The following is a 26,712-nucleotide window of genomic DNA, read 5'->3' on the forward strand; positions in this document are numbered from 1 at the left end:
CCCGCCCGCCGCACGAATCCGCGTGGGTCCCGGGAGCGGCTGTGGTCAGGAAGGGATGAGAAGCCGATGAGCGTTGCTCCGATGGTCGTGGTGCCCGGGTGGTTCACGATCGAGAAGTCCTTCGAGCTGGACGGGGTGAGCCATGAGCTCACCGAGTTGCCGGCCGGGCACAAGTGCCGCCGCAACCACGGCCACAACTACGTGATCACGCTGACCCTCTCGGCGGCCGACCTCGACGAGACGGGGTTCGTCACCGACTTCGGCGATCTGCGCCCGTTTCGGGAGCACTTGCAGGACACCTACGATCACCGTCGGCTCAACGACGTTGTCAGCTTCCACCCGACCGCGGAGCTACTGGCCCAGCATCTCGGGTCGTGGTTCATCGGCCACGTCGAGCCGGAGATCCACGGTCGGCTCGTGTCGGTCCGGGTCGCCGAGACCTCGTCGGCGTCGGCCACCTGGATCCGCGGCGGCCAGGCGTGATCGCCGCGCCGAGCGGGAGACCGGCAAGGGCGGCAGACCCGGGGCAGGGCGAGTTGCTGCTGGCTGAGCGGTTCGTCAGTGTGCAGGGAGAGGGTCCGCTGTGCGGGCAGCGGTGCGCGTTCGTGCGGCTCTCGCGCTGCAACCTGGCCTGCACCTGGTGCGACACCCCCGAGACCTGGGACTGGCGGCGCTACGACCCCGCGGCGGTCACCGTCCGGGCGGGTGTCGGGGAGGTCGCGGACTGGGTGGGCGGTGTCGGGGTGGATCTGCTGGTGCTCACCGGCGGTGAGCCGCTGCTGCAACAGCCCGGGTTGGGTGCGCTGCTCGATCAGGTCTCGGCGCAGGTCCGGGTCCAGGTCGAGACCAACGGAACCCGGGTGCCGGAGCCCGGTCTGGCCGATCGTGTGGATTTGTGGGTGGTCAGCCCCAAGCTGGCGAACTCCGGGATGCCGATCGAGCGGCGGCTCGTCCCGGCAGCGCTTGAGGCGCTGCGCGCCACGGGCCGGGCCGCGTTCAAGTTCGTGGTGAGCGACCCGGCGGTCGATGTCGCAGAGATCGCCGCGCTGGTCGGGCGCTACGGCCTCGGACCGGTGTGGGTGATGCCCGAGGCGACGACCCCGAGCGCCGTCGTGGAGGGCACCGCGGCGCTGCTGGAGACGGCGGCCGAGCACGGGTGGAACCTGTCGACCCGGCTGCACGTCCTGGCCGGCGCCCGATGAGCGCCCCACAGGTCGCCCTGGAGCTGGACTGGGCGGCACTGCACGCGAGCGTCGGCACGTTAGCGGGGCGGATCCGGTCCGACGGCACCCCGGACGTCGTGGTCGGCGTGCTTCGCGGCGGAGCGATTCCGGCGGTGATGCTGGCCCACCAGCTCGGGGTCCGCTCGGTACGGACCGTCGAGATCACCCGCACGACCTCAGACCTCCCACACACCGCGAAGATCCCGCCTGCCGTGCGCGACGCCGCCGCGCTCGGCCCACTCGCCGGGCTGGACGTTCTGCTCGTCGACGACGTGGTCGGCAGCGGCGCCACCGCGGACATGGCGGAGCAGATCGTGCGGGCGCGCGGTCCGGCACGCGTTCGTCTCGCTGTCGCGGTGATCAACGTCGACAACTGGAACAGACCCGACGATCCCCTGCACCACTTCGACTACGTCGGCACGACCTGCGCAGGCTGGGTCCGATTCCCCTGGGAGCTGTGATGACCGGAACCGACGATCGACAGCTCGACGATCGGATGCCTGCCGACGACCCGTCCCGGACCCGGCCCGGAACCCCGATGACCGGCCCGTACAGCACCGCACAGATGGACGACTTCTACGCCGCGCTGGGCGCCGGGCAGGTCAAGACCACCGGCGTGATGAACCTGATGCAGCACCTCCTCGTGGCCGAGCGTTGCCGGCCCGGCGACGACCTGGTCGACGTGTGCTGCGGACGTGGGCTCGCGCTGCCGCTGCTGCGCCGCTACTGCCCCGGGCTGGGCAGCTACACCGGGATCGACATCAGCGACACCAACCTCGACGAGGCTTCGCACGGTCGGGACTGCGCGGAGTTCCCCGTCGTGTTCCATCAGGCCGACGTCGCCGCCGAGTGGCCGGTGACCGGCCCGTTCGATGTCGCGGTCTACACCTCCGCGCTGGAGCACCTGCCCTACGAGCGCGGCCTGGCCAGCCTGCGCCGGACCGCCGACGCGCTCGCAGACGGCGGCCGGATCTTCCTGTCGACCCCGAACACCCCCGGCCCGGCGCCCCGGCCGTTGCAGCACCGCGTCCACGTCTACGAGTGGTCCCACGAGGAGGTCGTGGCCGGCCTGCGCGACGCCGGGTTCGACATCGACCGGCTGGAGGTCATCGGGCTGCTGCCGCCGGACACCCCGGTCATGCGCGGCGCATTGCGAGCCCGGTACGGCGTGGGCGCTGCGCTGCTCTACGACCAGATGCTGCAGCGCTGCCCGTCGGCGCTGCTCGACCCCGTCATCTCGACCGGGCTGGGCGAGGCGGCCGGTGAGGTGCTCTACGTGTGCCCGACGCGGAGCACCCGGTGACCCGGCCGCCGCTGTGGGTCAGCCTCGAAGGCGCCAACGGCGTCGGAAAGACCTACCTCGCGCCCCGACTCGCCGCCCGGCTCACCGACCGGGTCGGACGAACCTGCCTGCTGTCCGAGCTGACCGACGGCGGCGGGGACACCGTCACCGCCGCGGTGATCGGCGCGCTGGCGGGAGGTCGCTCGTTCCTTCGCACAGGCCACCCGGCGACCGAGACATTGGCACTGCTCGCGCTCAAGGTCCGCGAGCACGAGCTGGTCGCCGCCCTGCCCGATCCGCCGGCCGTAGTGATCGAGGACCGTGGCGTGGACACCGTCGCCGCCTACCAGGCCGCCGTGTGCGTCGAACCACCGACAGGCCGGCACGTCGCCGGCGACCGCACTGATGTGGGCGACGAGGAGCTGCGGGCGATCGCCACGGCCGTCTACGACACCATGGCGCCATGGCGGCCGCTGCCCGACCTGACAATCCTGCTGACCGATGACGCCGAGCGGTGCGCGCGCCGCTTCGCCGAGCGCGAAGGCCGCGCGCTGACCGAGGACGAACACCTCCTCGTCGAGCGCGCCGCCCGGATCTACAGCTGGCGCGCCGAGCTCGAACCTCAGCGGATCCGGCGGGTCGACGTGGTGGCGAACCTCGACCCGGTCACGGTGATCGAACAGCTGGTCACCGACGCCCTGGTGGCGCAGCGATGAGCGCCCCGCACCCGAACCCCTCGACACCGACACCGGCCCCGGCGGCTGGGTCGGGCCGAGCCGATCACGGGGCTGCGACCGACGGCCGGGACCTGGCCGTGCTGTGGGCGCTGCGCTCGCCGTGCAACCTTGGCTGCGACTACTGCTACTTCGGCACCCTCGAAGACGACCGGATCGCGCCGCCGCAGGCCCTCGGGGTGCTCTCGCATCTGCCGCACGGCGACCTGCCGCTCGCCGTGATCTCCGACTTCCTGACCACCACCGAGCAGTCCCGGATCGGGCGGGTGTTCCTGGCCGGTGGGGAGCCGCTGATCTGGCCGGGTACCGGTCAGGTCATCGAGCGGTTGGCCGGCGCCGGTGTCGAGGTCGTGGTCTGCACCAACGGGCTGCCGCTGCGCCGTGAACCAGTGCGCCGGCTGCTGCTGGCGCACGCCGCCGCGGTGTCGGTGTCCCTGGACTCCGCGCGCCCCGACCTCAACGACCTCCACCGGCGCCCGCGCCGGCCCGGGGACGGCTGGCACGGCGTGATCGAGGGGATCCGTGCGCTGATCGCCGACCGCGACACCCAGCCATCGCCACGCGCCGCGGGCCCACGGATCGGGCTCTACACGGTCCTGACTCGCCTGACACTTCCCGGGCTGGCCGACACCGTCCGGCTCGCTGCCGACCTCGGACTGGACTACGTGGTGCCGCAGCCGATCTCGCTGGCCCCGGATCACCGGCTGCACGGTGAGCTGGCACTGCGCGCCGAGGACGGGCCCGCAGTCCGCGATGCGCTGGAGGCGGTGTCCGAGGCGGTCCCGGGGATGCTGACTCCCGGCCCCGGCTATCCGGCGCGGGTGATCTCGACGCTGCACCACGACCTGCAGACCGAACCGCGGTGCTTCGGTGGCGCCGACCTGGCGTTCATCGAGCCCGACGGCACCGTCTGGGACTGCCCGTCGCGGCATCGGATCGCGGCGGCGGCCAGTGCGGGACGGACCGCCACCATCTCCGGGACCGACGCCGCGACGTTGTTCCCGCTCGCGCCTCGACCGGAGCGCGCGCCGTGCCCCCTGTTCTCCGACGACTGCGTGAACATGTGGCCGCTGGTCGAGGACTTCGACCGGTTCCTCGCCGACCCCGCTGCGAGGAACCGATGAACCGCGGTCACCCCGATGCAGGACAGAGCGCCCGGCGAGAATTGTCTCCCGAGCAGGAGATCAGCCTCTACGAGAGCGAACTCGCCGCCCGGATCGGTGTCGAGCACGTCGTCGCCACCTCCAGCGGCACCACAGCGCTGCACACCGCCCTGTACGCGGCCGGGGTCGGCCCCGGGGACGAGGTGCTGGTGCCGGCGCTGACGGTCGTGATGACCGCCGCGCCGGTGGTGGCGCTGGGAGCGCGACCGGTCGTGGTCGACTCCGACCCGGCCGGGACCGGTCTCGACCACGACGACGTGCTCAGCAAGATCGGGCCTCGAACCCGCGCCGTGCTCCCGGTGCTGCTCTGGGGCCGCGCCGATCCTTGGGCGCAGCGCCTGCGCGCGCTGGCCGCCGACCACGGCCTCGCAGTGATCGTGGACGCCGCCCAGGCGCTCGGCACCACATGGACGGATGGCCAGGCCGGAGTTCCGGCGCACGCCGTGTGCTTCTCGACGCACTCCTCCAAGATCCTCGCCACCGGCGAGGGCGGGTTCCTCGGCACCGACGACCCGCAACTGGCCGCCCGGGCCCGGGCCTACCGGTCGCACTGGCTCCCCCCGCCGCCTGGCGAGGCGCCGCTGGCGCGAGCGGCGCACAACTTCCGCCTCGCCGCCCCACTGGCCGAGATCGGCCGTCGGCGCCTGACCCATCTCGACGAGCTGGTCGCCCGACGGCGCGCCCGAACCGCGTCACTGGACCGGCTGCTCGCCGACGCCCCCGCCCTGCGAGCCGTACCCGCCGACGACGGCTGGAACGGATATGCGCCGCTCTACCGGCTCGACCTGGCGCGACCGCGGGCGTTCTGCGAGCACCTCGCCGCATGCGGGGTCGCGAACAGCACCGGCACCTTCGGACTCGTGCCGCTCGACCAGCGACCCGCCTACACCGACCTACGACACGCACCCTGCCGCCAGGCCGCCGCAGTCCTCGACGCCACACTGGCACTGGCGCTACCCAACACCCCCGACGTCCCCCACATCCGCGACGACGCCGACGCCCTCGACGGCCCCGCTGCCGCAGACCTGCGGCAGCTCGCGGACACGATCACCCGGGAGGCCGCCCGATGGGCCGTCTGACCGCCACTCTCACCGACATCACCATTGCGGTGATCGACTTCGAGTACACCACCCCGACCGGAGCCGCCCCCGAACCGATCGAGGTCGCCGTGCAGACCCTGCGCGTCGAGGACGGTCGGTTGCGCCGTGCCTGGGCCTATGAGGCCCTGATCCGGCCGCCCGCGCACGCGCCCGTAACAGGGTTCGACACCCAGCAGACCGGCATCACGGCGGCGATGGTCGCCGACCGTCCCGCCGCGGCCGAGGTGCTCGCCGAGCTGGACGACCAGCTGCGATCAGCGACGAACGGGGGCGCCGCCGCGGCTGGGGTGGGGCCGGCCGCGGGAGGCCCACTCGTCCTCGTGGCCCACCACGCCCACGCCGAAGCGCGGATCCTCAGCGACTGGCGCGAGCACTGCCCGACACTGGCCCGGACCGACCTGATCGACACCGTCCGTCTGGCTCGCGACCGGTTCCCCGAGCTGCCCAAGCACGGTCTCGACGTGCTGGCCGCGCACATGCGTATGCCGGCCCCGCCTGGGCGGCACCGCGCGATGCCCGACGTGCAGCTGCTCGTCGACGTCTTCTGCTCCCTGGTCGAGCACGAGGTCCGCTGGCCTGACCTGCGCACGCTGCGAGCGGTCGCCAACGTGCCCGCCCGCGCCGCAGACACCGAGCAGGAAGCGCTGTTCTGATGCCCGGCCAGGACCTCCCAGCCACGCCCGCCGACACCTCCGGCGGCAGACCAACTGACCGCGGCGCCCTGATCTCGATCGAAGGACTCAACGGCGTCGGCAAGACCTACCTCACCGACCGGGTCCTCGACGCGATCCCGGCGTCGCGGCGGCCCTCGACGGTGGCCGAGTTCTCCCGCCGCCAGTGCCCCGACGACCAGGGCTCGGGCTACGACCTGGGGCGCCAGTTGCTGCGATCGCTGGTCAACGCCGCGGCGGGTGAGCCGTTCCTGCGATCGGGATCTCCCCGTTCGGAGACGCTGCTCCTGCTGGCGATCAAGGCCCACGACTTCGAGACCAGCCGGGCCACGTTGCAGTCCGGGGGCACTGTGATCGAGGGCCGAAGCCTGCACTCCGTCGCGGTCTACCAGTCCCTGATCCTGGGACCGGGCACCGTGCCAGAGACACGAGACATCGCGGACGTGGACATCGACGCCGTGCCTGACGCCGTGCCCGACGTCGTGCGCACCGAGGACGAGGCGATGGCACGTGCGCGCACCATCCTGTTCACGGCCGCTGCCTGGCGACCGCTGCCGGATCTGACGGTATTGATCACCGACGACCCCGACACAGCGGTCGGACGCGCCGAGGCTCGTGACGACTTCCGCTACACCCCGGAGCAGTGGCGCTTGCACCGCCGCGCGGCTGCGTTGTTCGACCGCCTCGCCGCCGACGATCCCCGCCACGTGTGGGTTCTCGACCGGCGCGGCCAGGACGCGGAGTCCCTGACCGCGACACTGCTGGCCTGGATCGAGTCGGCCCCGCGCCGCTCCTGGGCCGGGTCGGCGCGATGATCGGCGCCGCCGCTGTCGACCCGTCGGGCCGGGCGATCTCAGCCCACGGAGCCGATCGTGGCGAGCACATCGACAGGTGTGTGCTCACCCAGCGAGACCAGCTCATCGATCCGGTCGAACAGCGCACGCGCCAGCATCTCGGTGTCGCGGAACATCGAGACCCGATCAAGGTCGCCGACACCGAACCACGCGAACGGATGCGCGGGCCGGCTCACCGGCACCGGCGAATCGGCCACCGCGACATACTGGTGATCGATGTGGACGTGCGGCTCGGCGAGGTGGTTATCGGCCGGGACGCCAACCTCGGTCATCCACCACGGAGCGGCGACCCGCTCGTGCGGGTAACCCTGCGGCAGCTGCGGCGCCGGACATCCCAGCAGACGCACCAGCAGCCCCGATTCCTCGGTCGCCTCACGCACCGCAGCCTCAGCCGGTGTCTCGTAGTCCTCCACATGTCCGCCGACGATCATGCGCCGGCCCAGACGCGGGTGCTCGACCAAACCCAGACGCCACTGGTCGTCCACATGGCAGAACACGAACGTGCTCGCCGTCGCATGCTTGATCAACACCGGCTCCAGCAGGACTCAAGGGCGGGGACTGCGTCGCAGAGTGCCAGAGCAGATCAGCGATCCCGACCTCGGCACGCCCACCACCGCCGGACCCGGCTGTGAACGGTCGACACGTCGGTCGAACGGACCTCGACGCCTACCTTCGGCGCACCCTGGACGCATCTCGCCGTATGGCGGTGCGCTCCCACCTGGACGCCTGTCGGGGCTGCTGGGACCGTTGGAACCGCTACCGGTGGGACGCCGCGCTGGCGCATCCGTTGCTCGACCAGCTCGCCGACTTCCTGGGCGAGGACTACCGGCCCTACATAGACTCCAGCCGCGCCCTGGCCGACGACTGGGACCTCGCCGACCCACAAACCCCGGCCGAGGTCGCCGCGTTCTTCCAGACCAGCACCAACTACCTCTACAACCTGGCCATCTGGGAAGCCAGCGGCAACCGTCCGGCCTACCTCAACGCCACGCTGCCCGTGCTCCAGGCGCTGCCCGTTCGGACGGTCCTTGACCTCGGGAGCGGAATCGGCAGCGACGCCATTGCCCTGCAGGCGGCCGGCTTTCGCGTCACGACCTGCGATTTCGACTCACCATCTACCCGATTCTGCGCCTACCGGGCCGACATGACGTTACCGAGGATCTGCCCGACCGTCGTGAGCAGCGAGCACGCCGCCGACGTGTTGTGGTGCATCGACACCCTCGACCACCTCCCAGACCCAGACCACACGCTGAACGCGCTGCTGCCCCTCGCGCTGGCCGTGGTCACCGAGGACCTCGATGAGAACCGAGCCCATGGACGGCAACGATTCCATCATCGACATCCCCCATCCCAGATCCGCGCGATGTTCGAGCGGTCCGATCTACGGCCCCACCGTGCGGGACCGGCGACGGTATGGATGCGCCCCACGACTTGGGCCGCGCTGCCAGGCCGTACGGCCCGGCCAGCTCGTCACGGGAAACCGGATCCCGGCTCGACGAACACGTTGACCTTCCCCGTATGTGTGCCCGAGCGTGAGCCGGTCTTGCGCCCACTCGAACGGTGGACAGAACAGTGGCGCCGTGGACTTGGACAACGCCGGGATCGACATCTGGGTCCACCGAGGCCCCAGCTCAGCTGAAATGTGAAAGGAGACTGCCGTGACTATCGGACCTCTTGCGCGGGTGGAGGATCGGTTGCCTCGCACCGAGTGGCCGCCGACCGGATCGGACGAGCCTGCGAGTGACGACCGCCCGTTCGGGCTACGGATGGCGCGAGCGGTCGGAGAGGTGCTGCCGACCGCTCGACACCGAACCGAGAATCACCAGACTCCGCACCCGCAGAAGACTAACCGGGATAATCAAGAAGACGACGACACGTGGTACACCCCGGATGACTGAGCCAACGTGTGTGCTGCTGTTCAGCGCGGTGACCGACTGGTCAGCGGATCGAATCGCGTCCGCGCTAGATCGGCGCGGCATTGCCTATCGGTGGCTCGATCCGGCTACGTTCCCGATGAATGCCGGACTGACTGCAACGTTGGGTGGTGGTTGGCGGGGCCGATACGGGCCCGACGACGGCGTGAGCTCCGGCGCGGAGGATCGCGCCACGGGTCCCGTCGTCGGGGGCGGTGAGGTCCGCTGGGATGAGGTCACCGCGGTTCTCTACCGTCGGCCGCGGGATTTCCAGTTCCCGGAGTCGATGTCGGCGCCGGAACGTTCCTTCGCCCGGGCGCAGGCTCGTGTGGCAATCGGCGGGATCCTGGCGAGCCTTCCGGTGGTGTGGGTCAATCACCCGTCTGCCTTGGCCGACGCCGAGTACAAGCCTCGGCAGCTCGCGCTGGCTGAGCGGGTCGGGCTCGCGGTTCCGCCGACGTTGATCACCACCTGCGCTGAGGACGTGCGTCGGTTCGCAGGCGAGCACGGGCCGTTGATCACGAAGCCGCTGGCGATGCCGCTGGTGGCGGAGAACGGCGGACAGACGATCGCCACGACCTGTCGTGTGGACGACGCGCAGCTGGCCGAGCTGGGCGGGGTCGAGGTGACAGCGCACCTGTTCCAGCCGGAGCTGGTCAAGGACTACGAGGTCCGGCTGATCGTCGTCGGCGTGCACCTGTTCGCCGTGGCGATCCACGCCCACTCCCCAGCGGCCCGACTGGACTGGCGAACCGACTACGACGCCCTGTCCTACACCGTCATCGAGACCCCACCGGCGATCGAGGACGGCGTACGGCGGTTCCTGCGCGACAGCGGCTTGACCTACGGGGCGTTCGACTTCGTCGTCGACCCGCACGGGCGGTGGTGGTTCCTGGAGTGCAACGGCGGCGGGCAGTGGGGCTGGCTGGCCGAGGAATGCCGGCTACCGATCGCCGACGCCTTCGTCGACACCCTCACCAGCGAGGTGACCGCATGAACGACGCGACCAACGACGGGGCCGCCGCCACCGACCACGACGACCGGGCCGACGGCCACACCGGGCGGCACGACGGTGTGGATACCGATGCCTGGCGCGAGCATGCCGCTCGGATGGCCGCCGCGTTGAGCGAGCAGGGTCGTGTACGAGACCCGCGGTGGCTGCGGCTGCTGGCGGAGTTCCCGCGCCAGTGGTTCGTGCCCGGGGTACCCCTGGCCCGGGTGTACACCGACGCGGTCGTCACCCAGACCCGGACCGCCGACGACGGCACGGGCCGCGAGCTCGCGACCTCGTCGCTGAGCGCCCCGGCCGCGGTCGGGGTCGCGCTGGAGGCTCTGGAGCTGCAGGGCGGGGAACGAGTACTGGAGATCGGTACCGGCACGGGCTATGTCGCGGGGCTACTCAGCAGCCGTCTCGGCGCGGACCGCGTCGCCTCGGTCGACATCGACCCCGACCTGGTCGCGTCGGCCCGGGCCCGGTTGGGCGCCGTGGGGCTTCACCCGACCCTGCACGCCGGTGACGGACACGCCGGGCTGGCCGAGCACGCCCCCTACGATCGGATCCTGGCCACCTGCTCGATCACGCACGTCCCGCCGGCCTGGATCCACCAACTTGCGATGGGCGGGCGGATCGTCGCCCCCCTCGACGGTGACCTCGACAGCCCCGTCGTCGTGCTCGACAAGACCGCCGACGACGAGGTCGTCGGGCGGTTCCTGCTCGACGGCGGCGGGTTCATGCCGCTGCGCGCGATCATGGAGTCGCCGCTCGGGGCCGGGGACGACCGCGACGCGACCGCGACGAGGACGGTTCCCAGCCACTCCACATCGGCACTCGATCCCGCCCGGCTCGCGACCGGGAATGCCCCTCTAGCCCTGTTCTGCCATCTACACCTACCGGGACTGCACAAGCTCAGCCGCCATGACGGCGCGAACCAGCCAGCCGAGTTAATCCTGCGTCATCGTGAGTCGACCGCGACGGTCGCCCTCGCCCCCGGTGATGACGGACGCTGGCCGGTGACCCAGACCGGACCCCGCCGGATCTGGGACACCATCGAGACAGCCGTCGCGCTCTGGGATCACCTCGCCGAACCGGCACCGACCCGATTCGGCATCAGCGCACTCGACCTACCGCACCGCCAGTACGCCTGGCTCGACGATCCCGATGGCCCGTACTGCTGGCCGCTGCCCACACAGTGAACCGTCCCGGCTTCTCTGCCGCTCCGTTGTGAGCAGGCTGAGAGGATGGGTGTCGTGCCCAAGAAGATCGACCCAGCGGTTCGGAGCCAGGCTGTGCGTCTGGTGACCGAGCATCGTTCGGCGTACTCGACCGAGCGTGCCGTGCATGTCCAGGTCGCTGAGTCACTCGGGGTGTCGCGTGAGTCCGTGCGTCGCTGGGTGTCCCAGCACGACGTCGACACCGGCGTCGTAGCGGGCGTGACCAGCGATGACCGCGAGGAGCTGCGGCGGTTGCGGGCGGAGAACAAGCGCCTGCGCGAGGTCAACGAGGTCCTCAAGTCGGCGACGATTTTCTTCGTGGGGGAGCTCGACCCCCGAAACCGCTGATCGTCGCGTTCGTCGATCAGATGCGGGCTGCTGGTCATGCCGTCGAGTCGATCCTTGCTGCCCTCAACACCCTGGGGCTCACGATCGCGGCACGAACCTTGCGGGCCTGGTGCGCTCGGACCGGCACCAGGAACGGCGCCGCCGGCCGGGTCGCGGCCCGGACCGTCACCGACGCCCTGGTCGAAGACGCCGTCCGTGCGGCGGCGTTCACCACCAACCGCGCCGGCGAACCGGTGCTGGCCCCAGAGGGACTTTATGGGCGTCGCAAGATGCTGGCCCTGATCCGTCGAACGGTGCTGCCCGAGGCTGGGTTCGGAGCGGTCGACCGGGCGACGCGCTCGGTGGGGCTGGCCGGAGTGGTCCGCGGGAAACGGCCGCGCACGACCATCCCGGACTCGACCGCCCAGCGGGCCGCTGATCTGCTCGACCGCAACTTCACCGCCTCAGCACCCGACAGCAAGTGGGTCACCGACTTCACCTACGTGCGCACGTATCAGTCGTTCACCTACGTGGCGTTCATCGTGGACTGCTTCTCGCAGAAGATCGTGGGCTGGCACGCCGCGCTCACTCGTGACGTCGAGCTGGTGGACGTGCCGTTACGGATGGCGCTGTGGCGACGTGCCCACGAGGGCAAAGCCGTGGCCCGGGACCAGCTGATCTGCCATTCCGATGCCGGGTCGCAATATACGAGTCTGCGGTTCACCGAGCACCTGCACCTCGAGGGCATACGGCCCTCGGTCGGCAGCGTCGGCGACGCCTACGACAACGCCCTGATGGAGACCATCAACGGCCTCTACAAGGCCGAATGCATCCGCACCCGAGTCTTCCACGACGGCCCCTACCGCACGATCGCCGACGTCGAGTACGCCACCGCCAGCTGGGTCGAGTGGTACAACAACCGCCGACTGCACTCAAGTCTGGGCATGATCAGCCCCACCGAGTTCGAGGCAGCCCACTACGCTGACACAGAACCATCGGCCAGATGATCACTGGCCACCAAACCACCGGCAGTAAAGCCGGGACGGTTCAGTTCGCCCACGAATCGCCTATACCGGGTGAACCTCGGAGCAGAGCTGCGTACTCGTCGGCGACGAGCTCGGACCGTCGGTGCCGATTAGCATTCGCGAACGGCCAGCGCGATACTTCGTATGGTGTCGGGGCGGCTCATATATTCGAGCTGTGGACAGCGTGTTCATCGTCAGCTGGCGGCGCGTCGGGCGCGACGGTGTGTGGGTGAGCAAGTTGCACGTGAGCCTGGACGGTTCTGGTACCGCCTGCGGGTCGGTAGTTCCGGACACGGCCACGATCGTGGCGTTGACCGGTGACTGGTTCGAGTACACGACTTGCTACAACTGCGCATACCGGCTCTGGCCCGAGTATGGGCCGGCGGACCGTATCCGACCGGTTCACGGCGAGGACTTTCCGCCCCGTCACCGCTGCCCGCACCATCTGGATCCAACAGCGTGCACCGTGTGCACCGCGGACCTGGTGATCGCTGACCCGAACTGGCCGTGTCCCAACGGGTGCACCGAACCGCACGCACCCGCCGCCCGCTATCCGCGATGCACGGTGTTCCCGACGCACCTGCGCCCGGACCCCGACGGCGACGGGCGGTGTGCGGGCGGTTGTGAGTCCATCACACGTGTCGTGCGTCGGGCCAACCCGCGCCTGCACGTTGACCTCGCCGGGGGTAGTCAGATGACCTGCTATCACTGCTCGGGCGCCGTATGTCCGAGCTGCGGGGCGGCGCGCGTGGCGCACATTCTCAGCCGGTGTGACCGGTGCACGTGGTTCGCCGAGTCGACGAAGTAGTCCCCTCGCTCCGCGGGTAGACCGTCGACTCCCTTGGACGGACCCTGTCCGGCCGGGGCCGTCGCTGGCATGATGAGCGCGGGCAGATGCGCCTGCCCGCCCCGAGCGTCGATCGCCCACGACCGACCGGCGCGCCGAGGACAAGGTTCACCGAATCGCGCACTCGTTCTGCTGCACGGTCATCACCACGACGACAGCGGTACATGCGTGGGATGTTCCGCGGCCGGAGCCCTGATGACCACGAACCGTCGACGCAAAGCCGCCGCCCGCGCCCACCAGCGCGTGACCGGCGTTCCCTACTCCGTGGCCCGGCGTCACGTGCTGACCCTCGACGACGTGCTCACCGAGCACCGCAGCTCGGCGACCACGGATTCGGGTTGTATGACGCCCGGAACAAGACCGCGGCCGAGTACGACGCCGAACTGCACCGCATGCGCGAGGAACTGCGTCGGGGTCGAGCAGAGGTCGAGGCAGTCCACGACTGGCTGCTCACCAACCTGGCGCCGATCAAGACCCCGACCCAGTCCAGCTACGCACTCAAGCACGTCGTCGAACAGGCGATCGGCCGCTACGTGAGCAACGGGCAGCTGATCGCGGCCGCGCTCATGGCCGGCTACCCGACGAGCCGTCCCGCCGGCCCCAACGTGCTCGTCGCGGTCAGCCGGCGCGACCTCGACCGCGTCCGGGCCCGCCGGTAGTCGCCGCAGAGATCGCCGACGGTGCCGGTCGAACTGGCGACTGCGTCGCGCCGGAGGCACTGTCGGCTGCGGGCGGTGGCGGGTAGGCGGCGCCTGCGGCCATGCTGTGAGCTGTCCAAGACGGGCCCGACGCTTCCCCCGGCGGGCTTGCTCCATCACGCCGTACTCGATCCGGGGGACTCGTGGCCGCCGAACATCGCGCCGCCGAACATCGCGCCGCCGAACATCGCGCCGCCGACTCGTCGACGACTGATCGCCTGCCGCGCGTCCGGGCGGACAAGGACCTCTTGCGGGCGGCCGCGGAGCGGTTGCGCCACAACGCCACGCAGGGCGCCTACCGTGGCCTCCGCCGCCCGGAGCTGGCCTACGCGCTGGCCTCGGTACTGGACATGGCCGAGGTCCGCTGGAACGACCAGGACGACGAGGACCGAGCAGGGATCCGGCTCTGCTGCCGTGCCTTGCTCGATGAGGTCGAGGGGGCTCGGGACTGGTGACGTTCTGCCGGTCGGCCGCGGACGCCTGACCAGTGTCGGTCTGCGACCGATCCCGCGGGGGGCGTGCACGACGGCCGCACCGTTGGCGCGGTCGGTTACTCGTTGCGCTCGACGAGTTGCGCGGCCGGGCGGGTCGACCGGCCCGGCCAACGCAACCGCCGCCGTGCTCCTGCCGGTTCCAGCGAGGGGACGGTGTGGATGGCGCGGCGGACCGCGGTGGTGAGCGCGTCGAGGGCGGCATCGGCATCGGTTCTGGCTTGACGGGCCAGGTCGAGCATCGTTCGCATGTCCTGATCGGACACAAGGTCGTTGGGGTGTCCCTCGCCGTGCAGGGCTCGCTGGTTGATCTCGGCCGACAGGCGCCACCGGTGCATCAGCCCGGCCCACCTCCAGTGCAGGTCGAAGTGCTCGACGTAACGATGTGCGACGTCGTCGTGGCGAACATCGCGAACCGCACGCGGACGTCCCTCGGTGTGTTGCTGGTCCTGCCGGGTTACGGGTGTCGGTTGGCCGGGGTCCTCTCGATCCCGGCGCCAGCGACGGGCCTCGCGCAGGACGTCGTCGTAGAGCGCGCTCTGGCGTTCCCAGAGCGCGGTGGCGTGGTTACCGCGTCGGCCGGCCTGCACCGACAGCCGTGCACCGATGGTGGTCAGTGCGGCAGCACCACCGGCGCCCATCAAGGTGGCCTGTGCCACCGTCAAGACCCACATGCCGAGATCCTGCCTCGCCGCACCGACAGTTCCCCGCGCATCTACAGAGCGGTCGTGCGTCGAATCTCGGCAACCAGTTCCATGGTGGCCGGTTCGGGTCGGGTGCGGATGGCTGCGGTTCCCCCATGATCGGGGAGGCATCAGCTATAAGGGGTAGCGATGCCAGAGGTACGGAAGCGCTACGACCGGGAGTTCCGTGACGGAGCGGTCCGGGTCGTGGAGGAGACGGGCAAGCCGATCGCCCAGGTCGCCCGTGACCTGGGGGTCAACGAGGGCACGCTGGGCAACTGGGTGGCCCGTGCACGAGAGGCCCGCGAGGACACCGAGGGCCTGTCTCGCGGCGGCGTCGAGGAGCTCAAGCGGCTGCGCGCGGAGAACGCCGAGCTGCGGATGGAGCGTGATGTCCTCAAGCGATCCGTGGTCCTGTGGGTCAAGGAGGCGACGAAGTGAGCGTGGCCCGTTTCATCGCCGACCAGAGGACCTTCCACCGGGTGCCGCACACGCTGGCCTGCGCCCTGTTGGGGGTGTCGATCTCCTGGTTGTACAAGTGGCTCGACCGCGCCGCGCGTTCCGACGGTGGTGCCACCGCGACCGAGAAGCGCCGCTGCGCGTTGGACGCCGCCGTGGCCGTGGCGTTCGACGACGCCCAGCGGCTACACGGCTCACCCCGTCTGCACGCCGACCTGTGTGAGGCCGGATGGCGGGTGTCGGAGAAGACCGTGGCGGACTCGATGCGCCGCCAGGGCCTGGTCGCCCGCCGGATCAAGCGGCACAACGGGCTGACCCGCCAGGACCGCACGGCGCCGAAGTTCCCGGACCTGCTTCGTCGGGGTTTCACTGCGGCCGAGCCGAACCGCAGATGGGTCGGGGACATGACCGAGATCCCCACCGCGGCCGGGAAGTTGTATCTGGCCACGGTGATCGACCTGTACTCGCGGCGGCTGCTCGGCGCGGCCACGGGGCTGCACCCGAACGCCGAGCTGGCGTGTGCGGCGATCCGGATGGCGGTGGCGGCCCGCGGCGGGGCGGACCGAATCGCCGGGGTGATCTTCCACACCGACCGCGGGTCGACCTACACCGCGGGCGCGTTCACCGCTCTGTGTCGGCGGCTCGACATCCGTCAGTCGATGGGCCGGGTCGGGTCGTGTTTCGACAATGCCGCGGCGGAGGCGTTCTTCTCCAGCCTGGAGTGGGAAGTGCTGTCCCGCAACGAATTCGACACCATCAGTAGGGCGCGGGCGGCGGTCATCGACTGGTGTTACGGCTTCTACAACCACCGGCGGCGACACAGTGCCGCCGCCGGGCTCTCACCGATCAACTACGAGAACGCCGCCCTCACCCGAGACGCGGCATAAGAACCCTCCACGATCTCGGGGGAACCGCAGGCGGCCAGGGCTGCGGTGAGGAGGTCGTAGGTGTCGGCGGCGGCGCGGGGACGTCCGTTCCTGAGGTGGATTCGGATGAGGTTGCGGTAGAGCGCTTCGTTGGTGGGTTCGTGGGCCCGTGCCTGGTGGAGCAGGGCGACGGCGCGATCGGGGTTCTCGGCGACGATGTGTCGGACGAGGGCGTTGACGCCGAGGACGAAGCGGTGATCGACGGTGGTGCGTTCGGCGGTAACCCAGTCGCCGTGGTAGCCGGTGGCGAGCGTCCCGCGGTAGAGACCGACGACGATCTCGGCGCTGGCCCGGTCGGGTCGGGCGTCGACGTCCGGGATGGCTTTCGCCGCGTCGCAGAACGACCAGTAGTCGACGGTGATGGTGGTGTCATCGAGGCGGTAGATGCCGCGGTCGTGCACGACCACGGGGCCGAGGTCGCGGGCGCCGTCGGTGCTGTGGCTGCGCAAGGTCTGGCGTAGCTCGCTGGTGGTGTTGTGCAGGTTGGCGTCCGGCCGGTCGGCGCGCGAACCGGGCCAGAGCGCATCGATGATCTCGTCGCGGGGGACGCCGTTCGGCTTGATGGCCAGGAACGCCAAGAGCTCGGCGGTGCGGCTATTGATGCGGATGGGGCGGGCGGTGGTCGGGTCGGAGGGATCGTCGCGGACGTGAAGCGCGATCGGCCCGATGACCGACAGCCACAGCGGAGTCCCGGGCATGGCCGGCGCGGCGCTCGACGGCTGTGCGGGCTCGCCGCCCGGTGTGGTGGCGTCCGCTGTGGCGGCGCCGCTCGTGTCGTCTGTGACAACGCTGCTCGGCGACGCGGCCGGCGCGGCCTGGTCCAGGCCGTGGTCGTCGCTGTTGCGGGCCGCGGTGTAGAGACGATCGAACAGCTCCGTCGCTGTGGACGGGGCCAGCTGTCGTCCCGCCAGATCGGCCTGCGTCGCGACGTGTTGGGTGCTGCTGCGCCGTCCGTCGATGTGGCGTTCGACGGTGTGGTCGTGGGTGATCGTGAGGGTGGTACCGGGCGCCCAGGGTCCGAGCAGGAGGGCGGTGGTCGGGCTCGGGTGGGAGTCGGCCAGGGCCTCGTGGACGCGCTCGCGGACGCGGTCATCGCGGGGCGCGGCGAGCAGCAGCACCAGCGGCGGCAGATCGGGGCGGATACGTCGGTGGGCGATGTCGTCGGCGAGCTTGAGCAGGGCGTCGTCGGGGTCGTCGACGAGCCGGACCAGCTCCGGTGGGGTGGGTGGGGCGGAGCCGAGCAGGTGTCGCCAGGCTTCGGTGTGAGCGACCATGCGGGGCGGGCGGTGCGCCCGGGTGAGCAGGGTCGCGAGCACGGCGCGGGCGACGTCTGCGCTACCGGGTCCGGTCAGCCCGAGACCTCCGGTCGCGGCGAGATCGAGCAGGGCGCTGCGCCCGCCCGCTTCGCCGAGGTCGACCACGAGCGGGCCGTTCATCGCGGTCGGGGCCACAAGGACCGCGGGCACGATCGCGAGCGGCTGAGTGGGCGCGTCGGCGTCGACGTTCGAGGTTGCCGGCGCCGACATCGGGTGGGGGGTTCGTGGGCGGCGTGTGATCTGTTCAGGCGCACCGGCGGGGCCCATCTGCTGGGCGGCCGAGAGTCCGTCGGCCAGGGCGCGGCTCCACGTCGACCCCGGTGACGCGGGGACTGGTCTTGCGGGGACCGGTGCTGCGGGGACCGGTGGCGCGCTGTGCGGTGGGGTCGGCGGCGCGGGAGCCGGTGGCGGCGGGGCGCCGGGCAGCCCGAGCGGCGACGCTCCAGGTGGAGGTCCGACCACGCCGGGTACCGGTGGCGGGGTCGAGGTTGTGCGGGCGAACGCGTGCGGCGGGATGTCGGTGATGACGTAGCGGACCCGGTCCTGCTGGGCGAGCGCGGCGATTGCTGCGGCACCCGCTGCAGCGCTGGTGCCTGCGCCGGCGGTGAGGGCCAGCGCGGAAGCGTGGGCGTCGCCGCCGACGGAAGGATCGTTGTCGATCACGACTACCGACGGCGTGGGCACTCGGTCGGCCGACGTCGGCTCCCCGTCGCCGCCCGACAGGTCGGGCCCGCCGTGGACGGCGTCGTAGAACTCGGCGTTGCCCCCGGAGTCGCCCCCTGAGCTGTCCTCGGTGGGCGCGACGTCGGTATGGAGGCCGTCGTCAGCCGGCTCAACGACGTGATCGACCTGGGCCGGCTCGGACTCCGTGGGCGGACGGCTGGCGGACGGGTGTCCGTCGACCGCGCCGCCATCGGCCAGGTGCTCGTCGGCTGGGTGCCAGTCGTCCGGGTGCTCGTCGTCTGGGTGCTCGTCGTCCGGGTGCTCGTCGAGGGGACCGTTGGTCAGGTGTGTGGTCAGGGCCGCCTGGATCGACGACATCGGGGTGAGCGACGACGGCGGTGTGGGCTGCGGAGCGGGCGCGTCAACGGCGCCCTCGCCGGGTGAAGGGCCGGTCGGGAGCGGGGACGTGGTGGTTCCCGCGACATCGAGGGCCGCGTCGTCGTGGGGCACGGGAACTCCGGTCCCGGGCGATCCGGCCCCGGTCGGTGAGGCGATGTCGCTGGTGCTACGCGGAGCGGGGAAGGGTTCGAGCGCGGCCGGTGCAACGTCAGGTAGCGAGAGGGCCGCACTGGATGGATCGAGGCCGTCAGAGTTCAGGGTTGGCGCGCTGACCCGCTGCCCGGACGGGAGGGGGCGGTGGCCGCCGCCACGGCGAAGGTGGTCGGGTAGGGAATGCTCGACCAGGGCGTGGTGGATGCGGTCGGCGTCGTCGCGCAGGCCGTCCCAGCGGCGGCGGTGGGTGTCGAGCCACCGTTCGTAGGCGCTGCCGGCGGGGCCGCGCCACCCGTCGGCGTCGAGGGCCGGGTGATGGAGCCCGGCCAGGGCGTCGGAGCAGGCGCGGGCCCGGACCGACCACAGCGCTATGGCGGTGTCGAGCCGGGTGGGTGTCGCGTTGCGCGAGGTGTCTCCCGGAGCGTCCTCGCGCGCCGCGGAAGCGGGCTCGTGGGTGCTCAGAACTGCGTCACCGGCGCTGATGGCCGTGGCGATGTACTCGTCGGTTCGCTGGTAGTCGCGCGCGGTGGATATCAGCGCCGAGGCACCGGCCCGATCGGCGCGGATCAGGTGCGCCCGCCGGGCCTGCCAGGCGTGATCGACCTCGTCGAGCCAGGGCGGCAGCGGGGGCGGGGCAATGGCGTCCAACGCGGACGGGACGAGGTTCATCCAGTTCGGCGCCGTCACCCGTGAACGTTCCGTCTCGGCCTCGTCGGTCTCGCAGCGAATCCGTCGGACCATCTCGTCGGTGTGCTCCCCGAACAGGTCCGCGAGGTCGCGAAGCTCGACCACCGTCACTGCGAACCCGCCGCCGGCGACGTCTGGACGGGTCATTCTTCTACTCCTAACGCCGTGTTGATCAGCCACCGTCTTGGCTACTCCGTCGCCGTCACCAGCAGGGCAGAACGCCACGATCGACACCCGATCGGAGCAATCGATTGCCCATCCGTTGTCGATGACCCACTGTTTCTGGACCGATCGAGTAGCGTCCACTGTGGCCCGCGCACGGGGCTGCGTCTCGCCTGCGCCTCGCCTGCGTCTCGCCTGCGCCTTAGAGACGCAGTCGCACCCAGTCATCCGTGCAGCACACGCGCGGCGTGCCACCCCGCGCGATGACCAGGCTCCCGACCAGCAAGCAAGGCCAGGGGTAGTCGGGGGCCGTGGCGTTTGATCCCGTTCCCTCGTGCTCCCCTCTCCTGTATGTCCTCCGTCCATGTCTATCTGTTCGCTACTTACCCCTATAAGCATTTCAGTCACTCTCTATGATTGATTGTCCTTCCCGCAGTTCGAATGCCTATTCTCCTACTCTTGAGCTTCGGCCTCCATTGCCTTTCTCTCTCGCCTTGAGAGCCGTTCTGACGTGACGTTTCATCTGTATCAACTTTGCACGGCTTGAACACAGTTGGGGCGGCACGCATATTCGCCGGAACAATGCTGCGGAAAGGCTTGCAATTCGGCGCTTCCGCGCCTAGTATTGGAAGTGTCAGAACGGAGGGAGCGAAGGAGCTCCCGGTACAACCTCCGAGACCGGACAGCACGGTTCCAGCCCGGTTCTCATCTACGCCGCGATTGCCGCGACGCACGCGAACGATTGACTCGCACGCGAACTAGTGACCACGGGAGTTCTCCCGCGGTGATTCCACGCAATTCGACGGACGGCTGATCTATGCCGCCCGCACCGAGCGACACCCTCACGAAAGGGGCCGGAAAATGGCAGGCAGGACACGCGCGGGATCGACCCGCGCCCGGGCGAACGAGACCACCGCAGACGAGAGCACGGTCAACGAGAGCACGGTCAACGAGAGCACCACGCCGGACAGTTCGGCGCCGGAGGACACGGCCACCGGCGAGGCGGTCACCGGCGAGGCGGTCACCGGCGAGGCGGTCACCGGCGAGGCGGTCACCGAGGAGGCGGTCACCGAGGAGGCGGTCACCGAGGAGGCGGAGGCACCGCCGGAGGAGGCTCTCCTGGAGGGCGCCGAACCGACCTGGGAGGAGGCGCTCCCGCTGATCGCGATTATGGCGGGCGGCTCCACCTCGCAGTCGGAGGCACGCACCGCCATCACCATCTGGCGGATGCTGCGGGCGACGAACGACGCCGGGACCGGACCGACCGCCATGCAGCTCGCAGCGGAGGCGGAGCTGGCGGGGGCGGTCGGCATCGACGGGGCGGTGGTCTCGCGGATCCTGCACCGGTACCAGAGCGCCGGAATGGCGCGGACGGAGGACATGAACGGGATCGCCCGCTGGCACTACACGACTCCGCGGCAGGTGTTCGCGAAGGCGGCGACCGCCCGTATCCCGGTCTCGGGACGGACGCGCCCCGCCGCCACCGACAGCGTGACCCACTCGGTGTCGGTCACCCAGGGCGAGTCCCTGCCCCGGGGAGCGATCACGGACATGATCGACGCCTACATCCACGAGCACGCAGACCGGGATTTCGGGCCGGGTGAGATCGGCGAAGTGTTCAGCCGCCGGTACGGCACGACGCGCGGCGCGCTGGACTCCCTGGTCGCCCGGGGCCGGGCGGTGCAGCTCGACACGCCGACCCTGCGCTACCAGGCCGCGTAGCGGCGGGCCGCCCGGGAGCGCCGAGACCGGCGCTCCCGGGCAGCACCCCCGCGCGGGTGATCCGCCCTTGGGATCACGGTGCGGCGGGGAGCGGCCGGTAGGTCCGCCCCCGCCGATTCCGTGAGCGCCGGTCACATCGCGACCGGCGTCGATCAGAACGGGAACGAGGCAGCTGTGCCGCTCGCAACGACAGCTCGGCGGAAGACATCTCGGCGGACGGCGGCTCGGCGGACGGCGGCTCGGCGGACGGCGGCTCGGCGGACGGCGGCTCGGCGGACGGCGGCTCGGCGGACGGCGGCTCGGCGAACGCGGTCCCTACGATGCTCAGGCGCAGGGGTGTCCACGGCGCGGCGGGGTAACCCGCCGCGCCGTCGAGTACCTCCCGGGCAGCGACGCCGGAACGGTCGACACGTTGTGAGCGTCGTAACGACGCGGCCGGTACGCGCTCCCATCCGGCGGCGCACGATGCCGGGCGGTCAGTTCGGCGAACGATGGGGTGAGGAACGGCGTCGGGCGGTGCCGTCGGCCCTGCGTCGCTCAGTACACCGAGATGTGGATGTGGTCGTAGTGGCATCCGGTGATCTCGGTGGGGTCGGGGCAGCCGTAGATCGTGGAGCGGTAGGTGGCCCAGGTGGGGCGGCTGGTGGTCCAGATCCGTCCTTGCCAGATGACGTACTTGACGCCGTAGCGGGCAGCGTTCGCGGTGAGCCAGCGCGCGACGTCCCAGCCTCGCGTGACCGAGGTGGGGTCGCTCGCGGTGTAGAAGATGTCGCAGGCGCGTCCGGCGGGGTGGTCGCTGGTCGGGTTCTGGGGGTGGGGATCCCAGCAGGTGGCGCCTCGGGTGACGGCCCCGTCGGCGTCCAGGGCGCGGTAGAGGGTGTCCATGCGGGGGGTGATCCGCCCGCCGGTGCCGGTGGGGTCGGGCACCGTCGCCGCGTCGCCGGACTCCGGGCCGGACGATGGCGGGGACGCGCGGTAGCGGGTGGCCTGGTCGAGGACCTGGTCGACGTAGGCGGTCGAGTGGTTGTAGGCGAAGACCGCGCCGCGCAGGTCCCGTGGGGCGCCGTTGTCGCAGAGGTTGAACGCGGCGGCGTGGGCGGCGTCGTGGGCGTTGTAGCGCGACGGCGGGTTCGCACCGCCGGGCGGGATCCGGTGCCGGACGAGGATGGCGTTCCAGGTGGCCGGGATGATCTGCATGGGACCTGCGGCGTGGAAGGGGTTCTCGCCGTCGTGGACGCCGGGCAGGGTGCTGCGCCCGTGGTCGGTTTCGACCTTGCCGATCGTGGCCAGCACGGTCCAGTCCAGGCCGGGGCAGACGGTGGCGGCGTGCTGGTAGACGACGAGCTGGTCGGGTGGGATGTCGGCGAGCGCGGACGGGCTCGGCGCTGAGGCGCCGCCCGGCCCGACGGACCCGATCGACGCAGCCAGCGACGCGGCCACGACGAGGACGAACAGAAGCAGGGTGGCCGCCGCTACGGCGGCGATCCTGGTTGTGGCCGACATGGCTGTCACCTCCTGGACGAGCGGGATGCCGACGAGGGATGGCGCCGTGGCGGGCGTCGGGCGCGGAACGTCGAGCCGTCAGCCCGGGAGTCGACGTCCGGCGTGAGCGCTGACGGCGTCGCGGGCATGGCGACCTGTTCGCGTCGGGCCTGGACGGTCCCCGCTCACCGTGACGAGGCCGGCCCGTCGCCGTGAGCGATGCACTTGACGCCGTTCATGACGGCATCGTCGGTGGCGGTGTTCTCGGTGGCGGTGTCCCTGGTGGCGTGTCGGCCGTCGTGGGGCGGCGGGGCGACCGGCCGGGCCGGGGCGTGCGGCGGGTACGGGGACGGGGTCGGCAGCTCCACCCGTCCGCCGACGGTGTCCGGCTCCCCGTACCCGCCGTCCGAGTCGGCGGGGCCGGTGGTCTCGGCGAGCGTGGGTCGGTCGGCGTGGCGGTGCCCGGCCAGCTCGACCAGACCGAACCGGTGCCCGGCGTGTCCGGCCCGTTGGCGCAGCGGGAGCCACACCCGGCCGGACGCGCCGTGCCACGCCGCGTCCGTGCCTGGTCCGCCGGTCCGGCCGGGCCCGGCGGCGACGGGCCAGGCGTCGGGGGCGGTGGCGATGAGCGGGGTCGCGGTGAACACGGGTACGGCGTCGGGGTCGGTCAGGGTCCGGTGCACCGCGGCGAGCGCGCGGCGGGCGCCGGGTTCGCGTCCGGGGCGGGCGATCCAGATCCCGACGGGGATCGCGGTGCGGGTCGCGACGGCCCGCTTGTGGTAGCCGTGCAGCTTGGCCGCGAGTGCCCGCAACGCCGTCGTGCCCGTGTCGTACTCGAGGAACATCTCCCACACCGGCCCCGCCACCGGCCGGGCTCGGCCGCCGGTCGGGCCGGTGGCGGTGAGGGCGAGGTAGGCGTCCGGGAGGACGTGGCGGCCGACGACGCGACGGCAGCGAGCCGGCGACCACCACGCGTCGATGTGCACTCCGGGCGCACTGACGAGCTCGCAGATCAGGTCGATGGTGGCGACGTCGTGGGACAGGCTCAGCCGGTGGGCGACGGCCTGGCTGCGGTCGCGGCGCCATCCCAGCGCGGCGACCTCGACGCCGAGCTCGGCGGCCAGCAGCCGCGCCCCCAGGGGTCCGAGCAGGTGATGCATCGGTGAGGTGCCGTGAGTGCGGCGTAGCGGCTGGAACCTGTCGAGCACGCCGAGCCGCTGCAGCGCCGTCAGCCGCTGCTGGGTTGCCCGGGTCTTGTGTGCGAACCCGAGCCGGACCAGCTGCGGGGTGGTCAGCACGGTGTGTTCGTGCAGCATCCGCAGCAGCCACCGGTCGCGGTCGCCGATCCGGCGTGCCGCCTCACCGACCCCGGTCGTCGTCGTCCGAGTCGGACGCGCGGCCGTGCCGCTCATCGGCGCACCGCCCCGCCAGCGACCACCCGCTCCGGCCCGCGGCGTCCGGCATCGCCTGCCGGGTCGGCGGTGTGGTGGTCGGCGGTGTGGTCGGCGGTGTGGTCGAGGCGGGCGACGAGGACGTCCTCGTGCGCGATGAGGTGGGTGGGCAGGCCGCGGTCGCGGTTGCGGGCGACGTGCCAGTTCTGGAAGAACGACGGACGGGCCACGAGCCGGCCCTCGTCGGTGACTCGTGCCAGCAGCGCCACCGCCCGGTCGGTGAGGACCAGACCGGCGTCTGCGGCGCTGTCGGCGACCATGGCGGGCAGGTCGACCAGTTCGCCGCGCTCGCGCCACGGCCGCACGACGATCACGACGTGCCCGCCGGGGCGCAGGAGCAGCGCCGCGCCGCGCAACACGTCGGTGAAACCGGCGACGAGGCGGTTGCGTGAGGCGTGCGCGAGGTTGGCCGCACCGGGTGTGCGGGGGGTGTCGGTGTAGCGGCCGTCGGTCTTCACCAGACCGGTCGGGGTCTTCTCGACCTGCCCGTGGGTGGTGCTCCCGTAGGGCGGGGACAGCAGCACCAGCGACGCGGCACCGTGCCAGCGCGGGTCGAGCCAGTCGCCCAGGCGGCGGGCGTCGCCGCGCAGTACCCACGAGTCGGTGGCCGTGCGGTGCCCGTCGGTGTGGGCGAGGTCGAGGTTGGTCTGGGCGAGCTCGGCCCACGCCGCCTCGTACTCGACGCCGAGCGCGCGGCGCCCCGCCCGGACCGCCTCGACCAGGGTGGTGCCGATCCCGCAGAGCGGGTCGGCGACCAGATCGCCGGGGGCGGTGAACTCCGCGACGGCGTGCGCGGCCAACGCGGGCATCATCCGCGCCGGGTGCCGCACCGACTCCGGCACGTAGCGGCCCACGCGCTGGGTGCGCGCGTTCTGCTGGGAGGTGCACCACACCCGCGGCCCACCCGCCGCCACGGACTCACCGCGGCCGTCACCGGCCCGCCACGACCGGGCCGCCACACGGGCCGCTACACGGTGCGTCACGCGGGTCGGCGCCGTCGGGGCAGTCGGGGCAGTCGGGGCAGGGTCGCTTCCGGTGGGCGGGCGACGGAACACCAACAACTCGGTGCGGCCCACCCCGACACGTACCTCCGAGCCGGCCGCGCCCGGTCCGCCGTCGCCGTCTCCGTCGCGGTCGGGGTCGGGGGCGGGGGTGAGGGCCTCGGCGAGGATGACGATGTGCTGGAGGTAGGCCAGCCCGGCGGCCCGCACGGCGGCCACGACCGCTCCCGTCGGGTCCGTCAACGTCAATCCGGCGGGTCCACTGTGGTGGGTGCAGCGGGTGAGGACGGCCAAGAGTCCACCGGGGGTGGTGCGGGCGGCGGCGGCTCGCGCGCTGTCGTGGTCGAGCCCGCCGTCGTCGAGGTCGACGACGACCAGGCCACCGGGCTCTGCGGTGGTCGGGCGGTCGGTGGCGGCCGGGTCGCCCTCGGCGGTGAGGTCACAGACGGTGACCAGGACCGGGGCGTCCCCGTCGGTGAACGGTGCCAGGGCGCGCACGACGCGGGTGATCGGGTTCACGCCGGTGGCGGTCCACACCGTCGTCGGCAGCGGCACCGGCCTCGCCTGCGGCATGGCGCGGATCGTCCGTGCGGCCCGGCGAGCGGCTGCCGGCGGTGCACCGTGTCCGGGGGCGGCGACGGTGGCTCGCGAGGACCGGCGACGGCGCGGCGCGGATGTCGTGTCGGCCGGTCCCGTCCCGGCCCGCCCGGCAGGACCGCCTGGGCTGCGGCGGGCGCCTCGCCGGGCCGTGTCCGGCCCGGCTGCTCGGCCAGTACGCCGGGTGCCCGCGGCGGTGGCCGGGCGGGCGGCCCGGTTCGGCCGTCGGGGCGGGACGGCGTCGTCGCCGGCGGTCGGCGGCGTGGCATGGGTGCTCATACGACGTTCTCCTGTCGGTGAGGGTGCTCACGAACCCCGAACGGGGCCCTCACCAATGAAGTCCGGATTTCGAGTCGATTCCATGCACACCCGACCCGATCGGCCAGAATCGCGTCCAGCGCGGCGACGAAACGCTTCCCGGTCCTGTAGCTCAGCGCGGCGAACAGGGTCAGCGTGACGTCGATGCCATGCA

At 71.5% G+C, this 26,712-nt stretch carries 24 protein-coding genes and 1 pseudogene; 19 read left to right on the plus strand and 6 right to left on the minus strand.

Going from position 1 to position 26,712, the window contains the following annotated elements; translation table 11 throughout:
• Nucleotides 1-66: 66 nt before the first annotated feature.
• The 9 genes from AFB00_RS17360 (at nucleotide 67) to AFB00_RS17400 (ending at nucleotide 6,988) form a co-directional block, all read left to right on the plus strand.
• The gene (locus AFB00_RS17360) at nucleotides 67-483 is read left to right on the plus strand and encodes a 6-pyruvoyl trahydropterin synthase family protein (RefSeq protein WP_068798108.1); all 417 of its coding nucleotides are present in this window, start codon (nucleotides 67-69) and stop codon (nucleotides 481-483) included.
• 80 nt (nucleotides 484-563) lie between these two features.
• Entirely contained in the window at nucleotides 564-1,202 is a 639-nt protein-coding gene (locus AFB00_RS17365) for a 7-carboxy-7-deazaguanine synthase QueE (protein WP_197519570.1), read from the plus strand.
• A complete protein-coding gene (locus AFB00_RS17370) occupies nucleotides 1,199-1,684 on the plus strand; it encodes a phosphoribosyltransferase (protein ID WP_068798110.1) in 486 nt (161 codons plus the stop codon). The genes AFB00_RS17365 and AFB00_RS17370 overlap by 4 nt, the downstream gene beginning before the upstream one ends.
• Before the next feature lie 35 nt (nucleotides 1,685-1,719).
• Nucleotides 1,720-2,526, plus strand: coding sequence for a class I SAM-dependent methyltransferase (locus tag AFB00_RS17375; RefSeq protein WP_197519571.1), 807 nt, complete (start codon nucleotides 1,720-1,722; stop codon nucleotides 2,524-2,526).
• Nucleotides 2,523-3,221, plus strand: coding sequence for a dTMP kinase (locus AFB00_RS17380; RefSeq protein WP_156819599.1), 699 nt, complete (start codon nucleotides 2,523-2,525; stop codon nucleotides 3,219-3,221). Before AFB00_RS17375 ends, AFB00_RS17380 begins: the two co-directional genes overlap by 4 nt.
• Nucleotides 3,218-4,363 (plus strand): radical SAM protein, encoded by a 1,146-nt coding sequence (locus tag AFB00_RS17385; protein ID WP_083275603.1) that lies wholly within the window; start codon nucleotides 3,218-3,220, stop codon nucleotides 4,361-4,363. Before AFB00_RS17380 ends, AFB00_RS17385 begins: the two co-directional genes overlap by 4 nt.
• Nucleotides 4,364-4,404: 41 nt before the next feature.
• Nucleotides 4,405-5,481, plus strand: a complete 1,077-nt coding sequence (locus AFB00_RS17390; RefSeq protein WP_068798113.1) for a DegT/DnrJ/EryC1/StrS family aminotransferase — start codon at nucleotides 4,405-4,407, stop codon at nucleotides 5,479-5,481.
• Nucleotides 5,482-5,510: 29 nt separating this feature from the next.
• The gene (locus AFB00_RS17395; protein WP_197519572.1) at nucleotides 5,511-6,155 is read left to right on the plus strand and encodes a 3'-5' exonuclease; all 645 of its coding nucleotides are present in this window, start codon (nucleotides 5,511-5,513) and stop codon (nucleotides 6,153-6,155) included.
• On the plus strand, nucleotides 6,155-6,988 hold the full coding sequence (locus tag AFB00_RS17400) for a dTMP kinase (protein ID WP_068798115.1): 834 nt from the start codon (nucleotides 6,155-6,157) through the stop codon (nucleotides 6,986-6,988). Before AFB00_RS17395 ends, AFB00_RS17400 begins: the two co-directional genes overlap by 1 nt.
• A gap of 38 nt (nucleotides 6,989-7,026) precedes the next feature.
• On the opposite strand, the gene AFB00_RS17405 is transcribed toward AFB00_RS17400, so the two are convergent.
• Nucleotides 7,027-7,557, minus strand: a complete 531-nt coding sequence (locus AFB00_RS17405) for an NUDIX hydrolase (RefSeq protein ID WP_068798116.1) — start codon at nucleotides 7,555-7,557, stop codon at nucleotides 7,027-7,029.
• Nucleotides 7,558-7,655: 98 nt separating this feature from the next.
• On the opposite strand from AFB00_RS17405, the pseudogene AFB00_RS36275 reads away from it, so the two are divergent.
• From AFB00_RS36275 to AFB00_RS17440, 7 genes and pseudogenes are all read left to right on the plus strand, one after another.
• Nucleotides 7,656-7,730, plus strand: a pseudogene (locus AFB00_RS36275) (hypothetical protein); the annotation flags it as partial.
• Nucleotides 7,731-7,733: 3 nt separating this feature from the next.
• Nucleotides 7,734-8,666, plus strand: a complete 933-nt coding sequence (locus AFB00_RS17410) for a class I SAM-dependent methyltransferase (RefSeq protein ID WP_231973964.1) — start codon at nucleotides 7,734-7,736, stop codon at nucleotides 8,664-8,666.
• 269 nt (nucleotides 8,667-8,935) lie between these two features.
• Nucleotides 8,936-9,937 carry a hypothetical protein gene (locus tag AFB00_RS17415; protein WP_231973965.1) on the plus strand — a complete coding sequence of 334 codons (1,002 nt, stop codon included), beginning with the start codon at nucleotides 8,936-8,938 and terminating at the stop codon, nucleotides 9,935-9,937.
• Nucleotides 9,934-11,133: a methyltransferase domain-containing protein gene (locus AFB00_RS17420; RefSeq protein ID WP_083275605.1), complete on the plus strand. Its 1,200-nt coding sequence runs from the start codon at nucleotides 9,934-9,936 to the stop codon at nucleotides 11,131-11,133. The genes AFB00_RS17415 and AFB00_RS17420 overlap by 4 nt, the downstream gene beginning before the upstream one ends.
• A gap of 54 nt (nucleotides 11,134-11,187) precedes the next feature.
• Nucleotides 11,188-12,485, plus strand: a protein-coding gene (locus tag AFB00_RS17430) for an IS3 family transposase (protein WP_156819601.1) whose coding sequence is annotated in 2 segments (ribosomal slippage) — nucleotides 11,188-11,461 and nucleotides 11,461-12,485 — 1,299 coding nt in all. Because the reading frame shifts where the segments join, the coding sequence is not laid out codon by codon here.
• A 1,203-nt stretch (nucleotides 12,486-13,688) separates the two neighbouring features.
• Nucleotides 13,689-14,009 carry a hypothetical protein gene (locus AFB00_RS17435; RefSeq protein WP_197519574.1) on the plus strand — a complete coding sequence of 107 codons (321 nt, stop codon included), beginning with the start codon at nucleotides 13,689-13,691 and terminating at the stop codon, nucleotides 14,007-14,009.
• Nucleotides 14,010-14,191: 182 nt separating this feature from the next.
• Entirely contained in the window at nucleotides 14,192-14,503 is a 312-nt protein-coding gene (locus tag AFB00_RS17440; RefSeq protein WP_068798120.1) for a hypothetical protein, read from the plus strand.
• Between the two features lie 95 nt (nucleotides 14,504-14,598).
• Here AFB00_RS17440 and AFB00_RS17445 read toward each other — a convergent pair whose 3' ends face one another.
• Nucleotides 14,599-15,213, minus strand: a complete 615-nt coding sequence (locus tag AFB00_RS17445; protein WP_068798121.1) for a hypothetical protein — start codon at nucleotides 15,211-15,213, stop codon at nucleotides 14,599-14,601.
• A 159-nt stretch (nucleotides 15,214-15,372) separates the two neighbouring features.
• Here AFB00_RS17445 and AFB00_RS17450 point away from each other — a divergent pair, with 159 nt between their 5' ends.
• Both AFB00_RS17450 and AFB00_RS17455 read left to right on the plus strand, forming a co-directional pair.
• The gene (locus AFB00_RS17450; RefSeq protein ID WP_060710840.1) at nucleotides 15,373-15,663 is read left to right on the plus strand and encodes a transposase; all 291 of its coding nucleotides are present in this window, start codon (nucleotides 15,373-15,375) and stop codon (nucleotides 15,661-15,663) included.
• Complete coding sequence (locus AFB00_RS17455; protein WP_068796814.1) at nucleotides 15,660-16,568, plus strand: IS3 family transposase; 909 nt, start codon at nucleotides 15,660-15,662, stop codon at nucleotides 16,566-16,568. The genes AFB00_RS17450 and AFB00_RS17455 overlap by 4 nt, the downstream gene beginning before the upstream one ends.
• Here AFB00_RS17455 and AFB00_RS17460 read toward each other — a convergent pair.
• A complete protein-coding gene (locus AFB00_RS17460) occupies nucleotides 16,532-19,972 on the minus strand; it encodes a BTAD domain-containing putative transcriptional regulator (RefSeq protein WP_156819602.1) in 3,441 nt (1,146 codons plus the stop codon). The genes AFB00_RS17455 and AFB00_RS17460 overlap by 37 nt on opposite strands.
• A gap of 876 nt (nucleotides 19,973-20,848) precedes the next feature.
• Here AFB00_RS17460 and AFB00_RS17465 point away from each other — a divergent pair.
• Nucleotides 20,849-21,709, plus strand: a complete 861-nt coding sequence (locus tag AFB00_RS17465; protein ID WP_068798123.1) for a hypothetical protein — start codon at nucleotides 20,849-20,851, stop codon at nucleotides 21,707-21,709.
• Nucleotides 21,710-22,246: 537 nt separating this feature from the next.
• Here AFB00_RS17465 and AFB00_RS17470 read toward each other — a convergent pair.
• The 3 genes from AFB00_RS17470 to AFB00_RS33365 all read right to left on the minus strand — a co-directional run bounded on the left by AFB00_RS17470 (nucleotide 22,247) and on the right by AFB00_RS33365 (nucleotide 26,216).
• On the minus strand, nucleotides 22,247-23,212 hold the full coding sequence (locus AFB00_RS17470) for a hypothetical protein (protein ID WP_068798124.1): 966 nt from the start codon (nucleotides 23,210-23,212) through the stop codon (nucleotides 22,247-22,249).
• 164 nt (nucleotides 23,213-23,376) lie between these two features.
• On the minus strand, nucleotides 23,377-24,603 hold the full coding sequence (locus AFB00_RS17475; protein ID WP_068798125.1) for a replication-relaxation family protein: 1,227 nt from the start codon (nucleotides 24,601-24,603) through the stop codon (nucleotides 23,377-23,379).
• Nucleotides 24,600-26,216, minus strand: a complete 1,617-nt coding sequence (locus tag AFB00_RS33365) for a DNA methyltransferase (RefSeq protein ID WP_068798126.1) — start codon at nucleotides 26,214-26,216, stop codon at nucleotides 24,600-24,602. Before AFB00_RS33365 ends, AFB00_RS17475 begins: the two co-directional genes overlap by 4 nt.
• Nucleotides 26,217-26,712: the final 496 nt, after the last annotated feature.

The sequence above is a fragment of the Pseudonocardia sp. HH130630-07 genome, assembly GCF_001698125.1.
In the GTDB taxonomy this organism is placed as follows: Bacteria; Actinomycetota; Actinomycetes; order Mycobacteriales; family Pseudonocardiaceae; genus Pseudonocardia.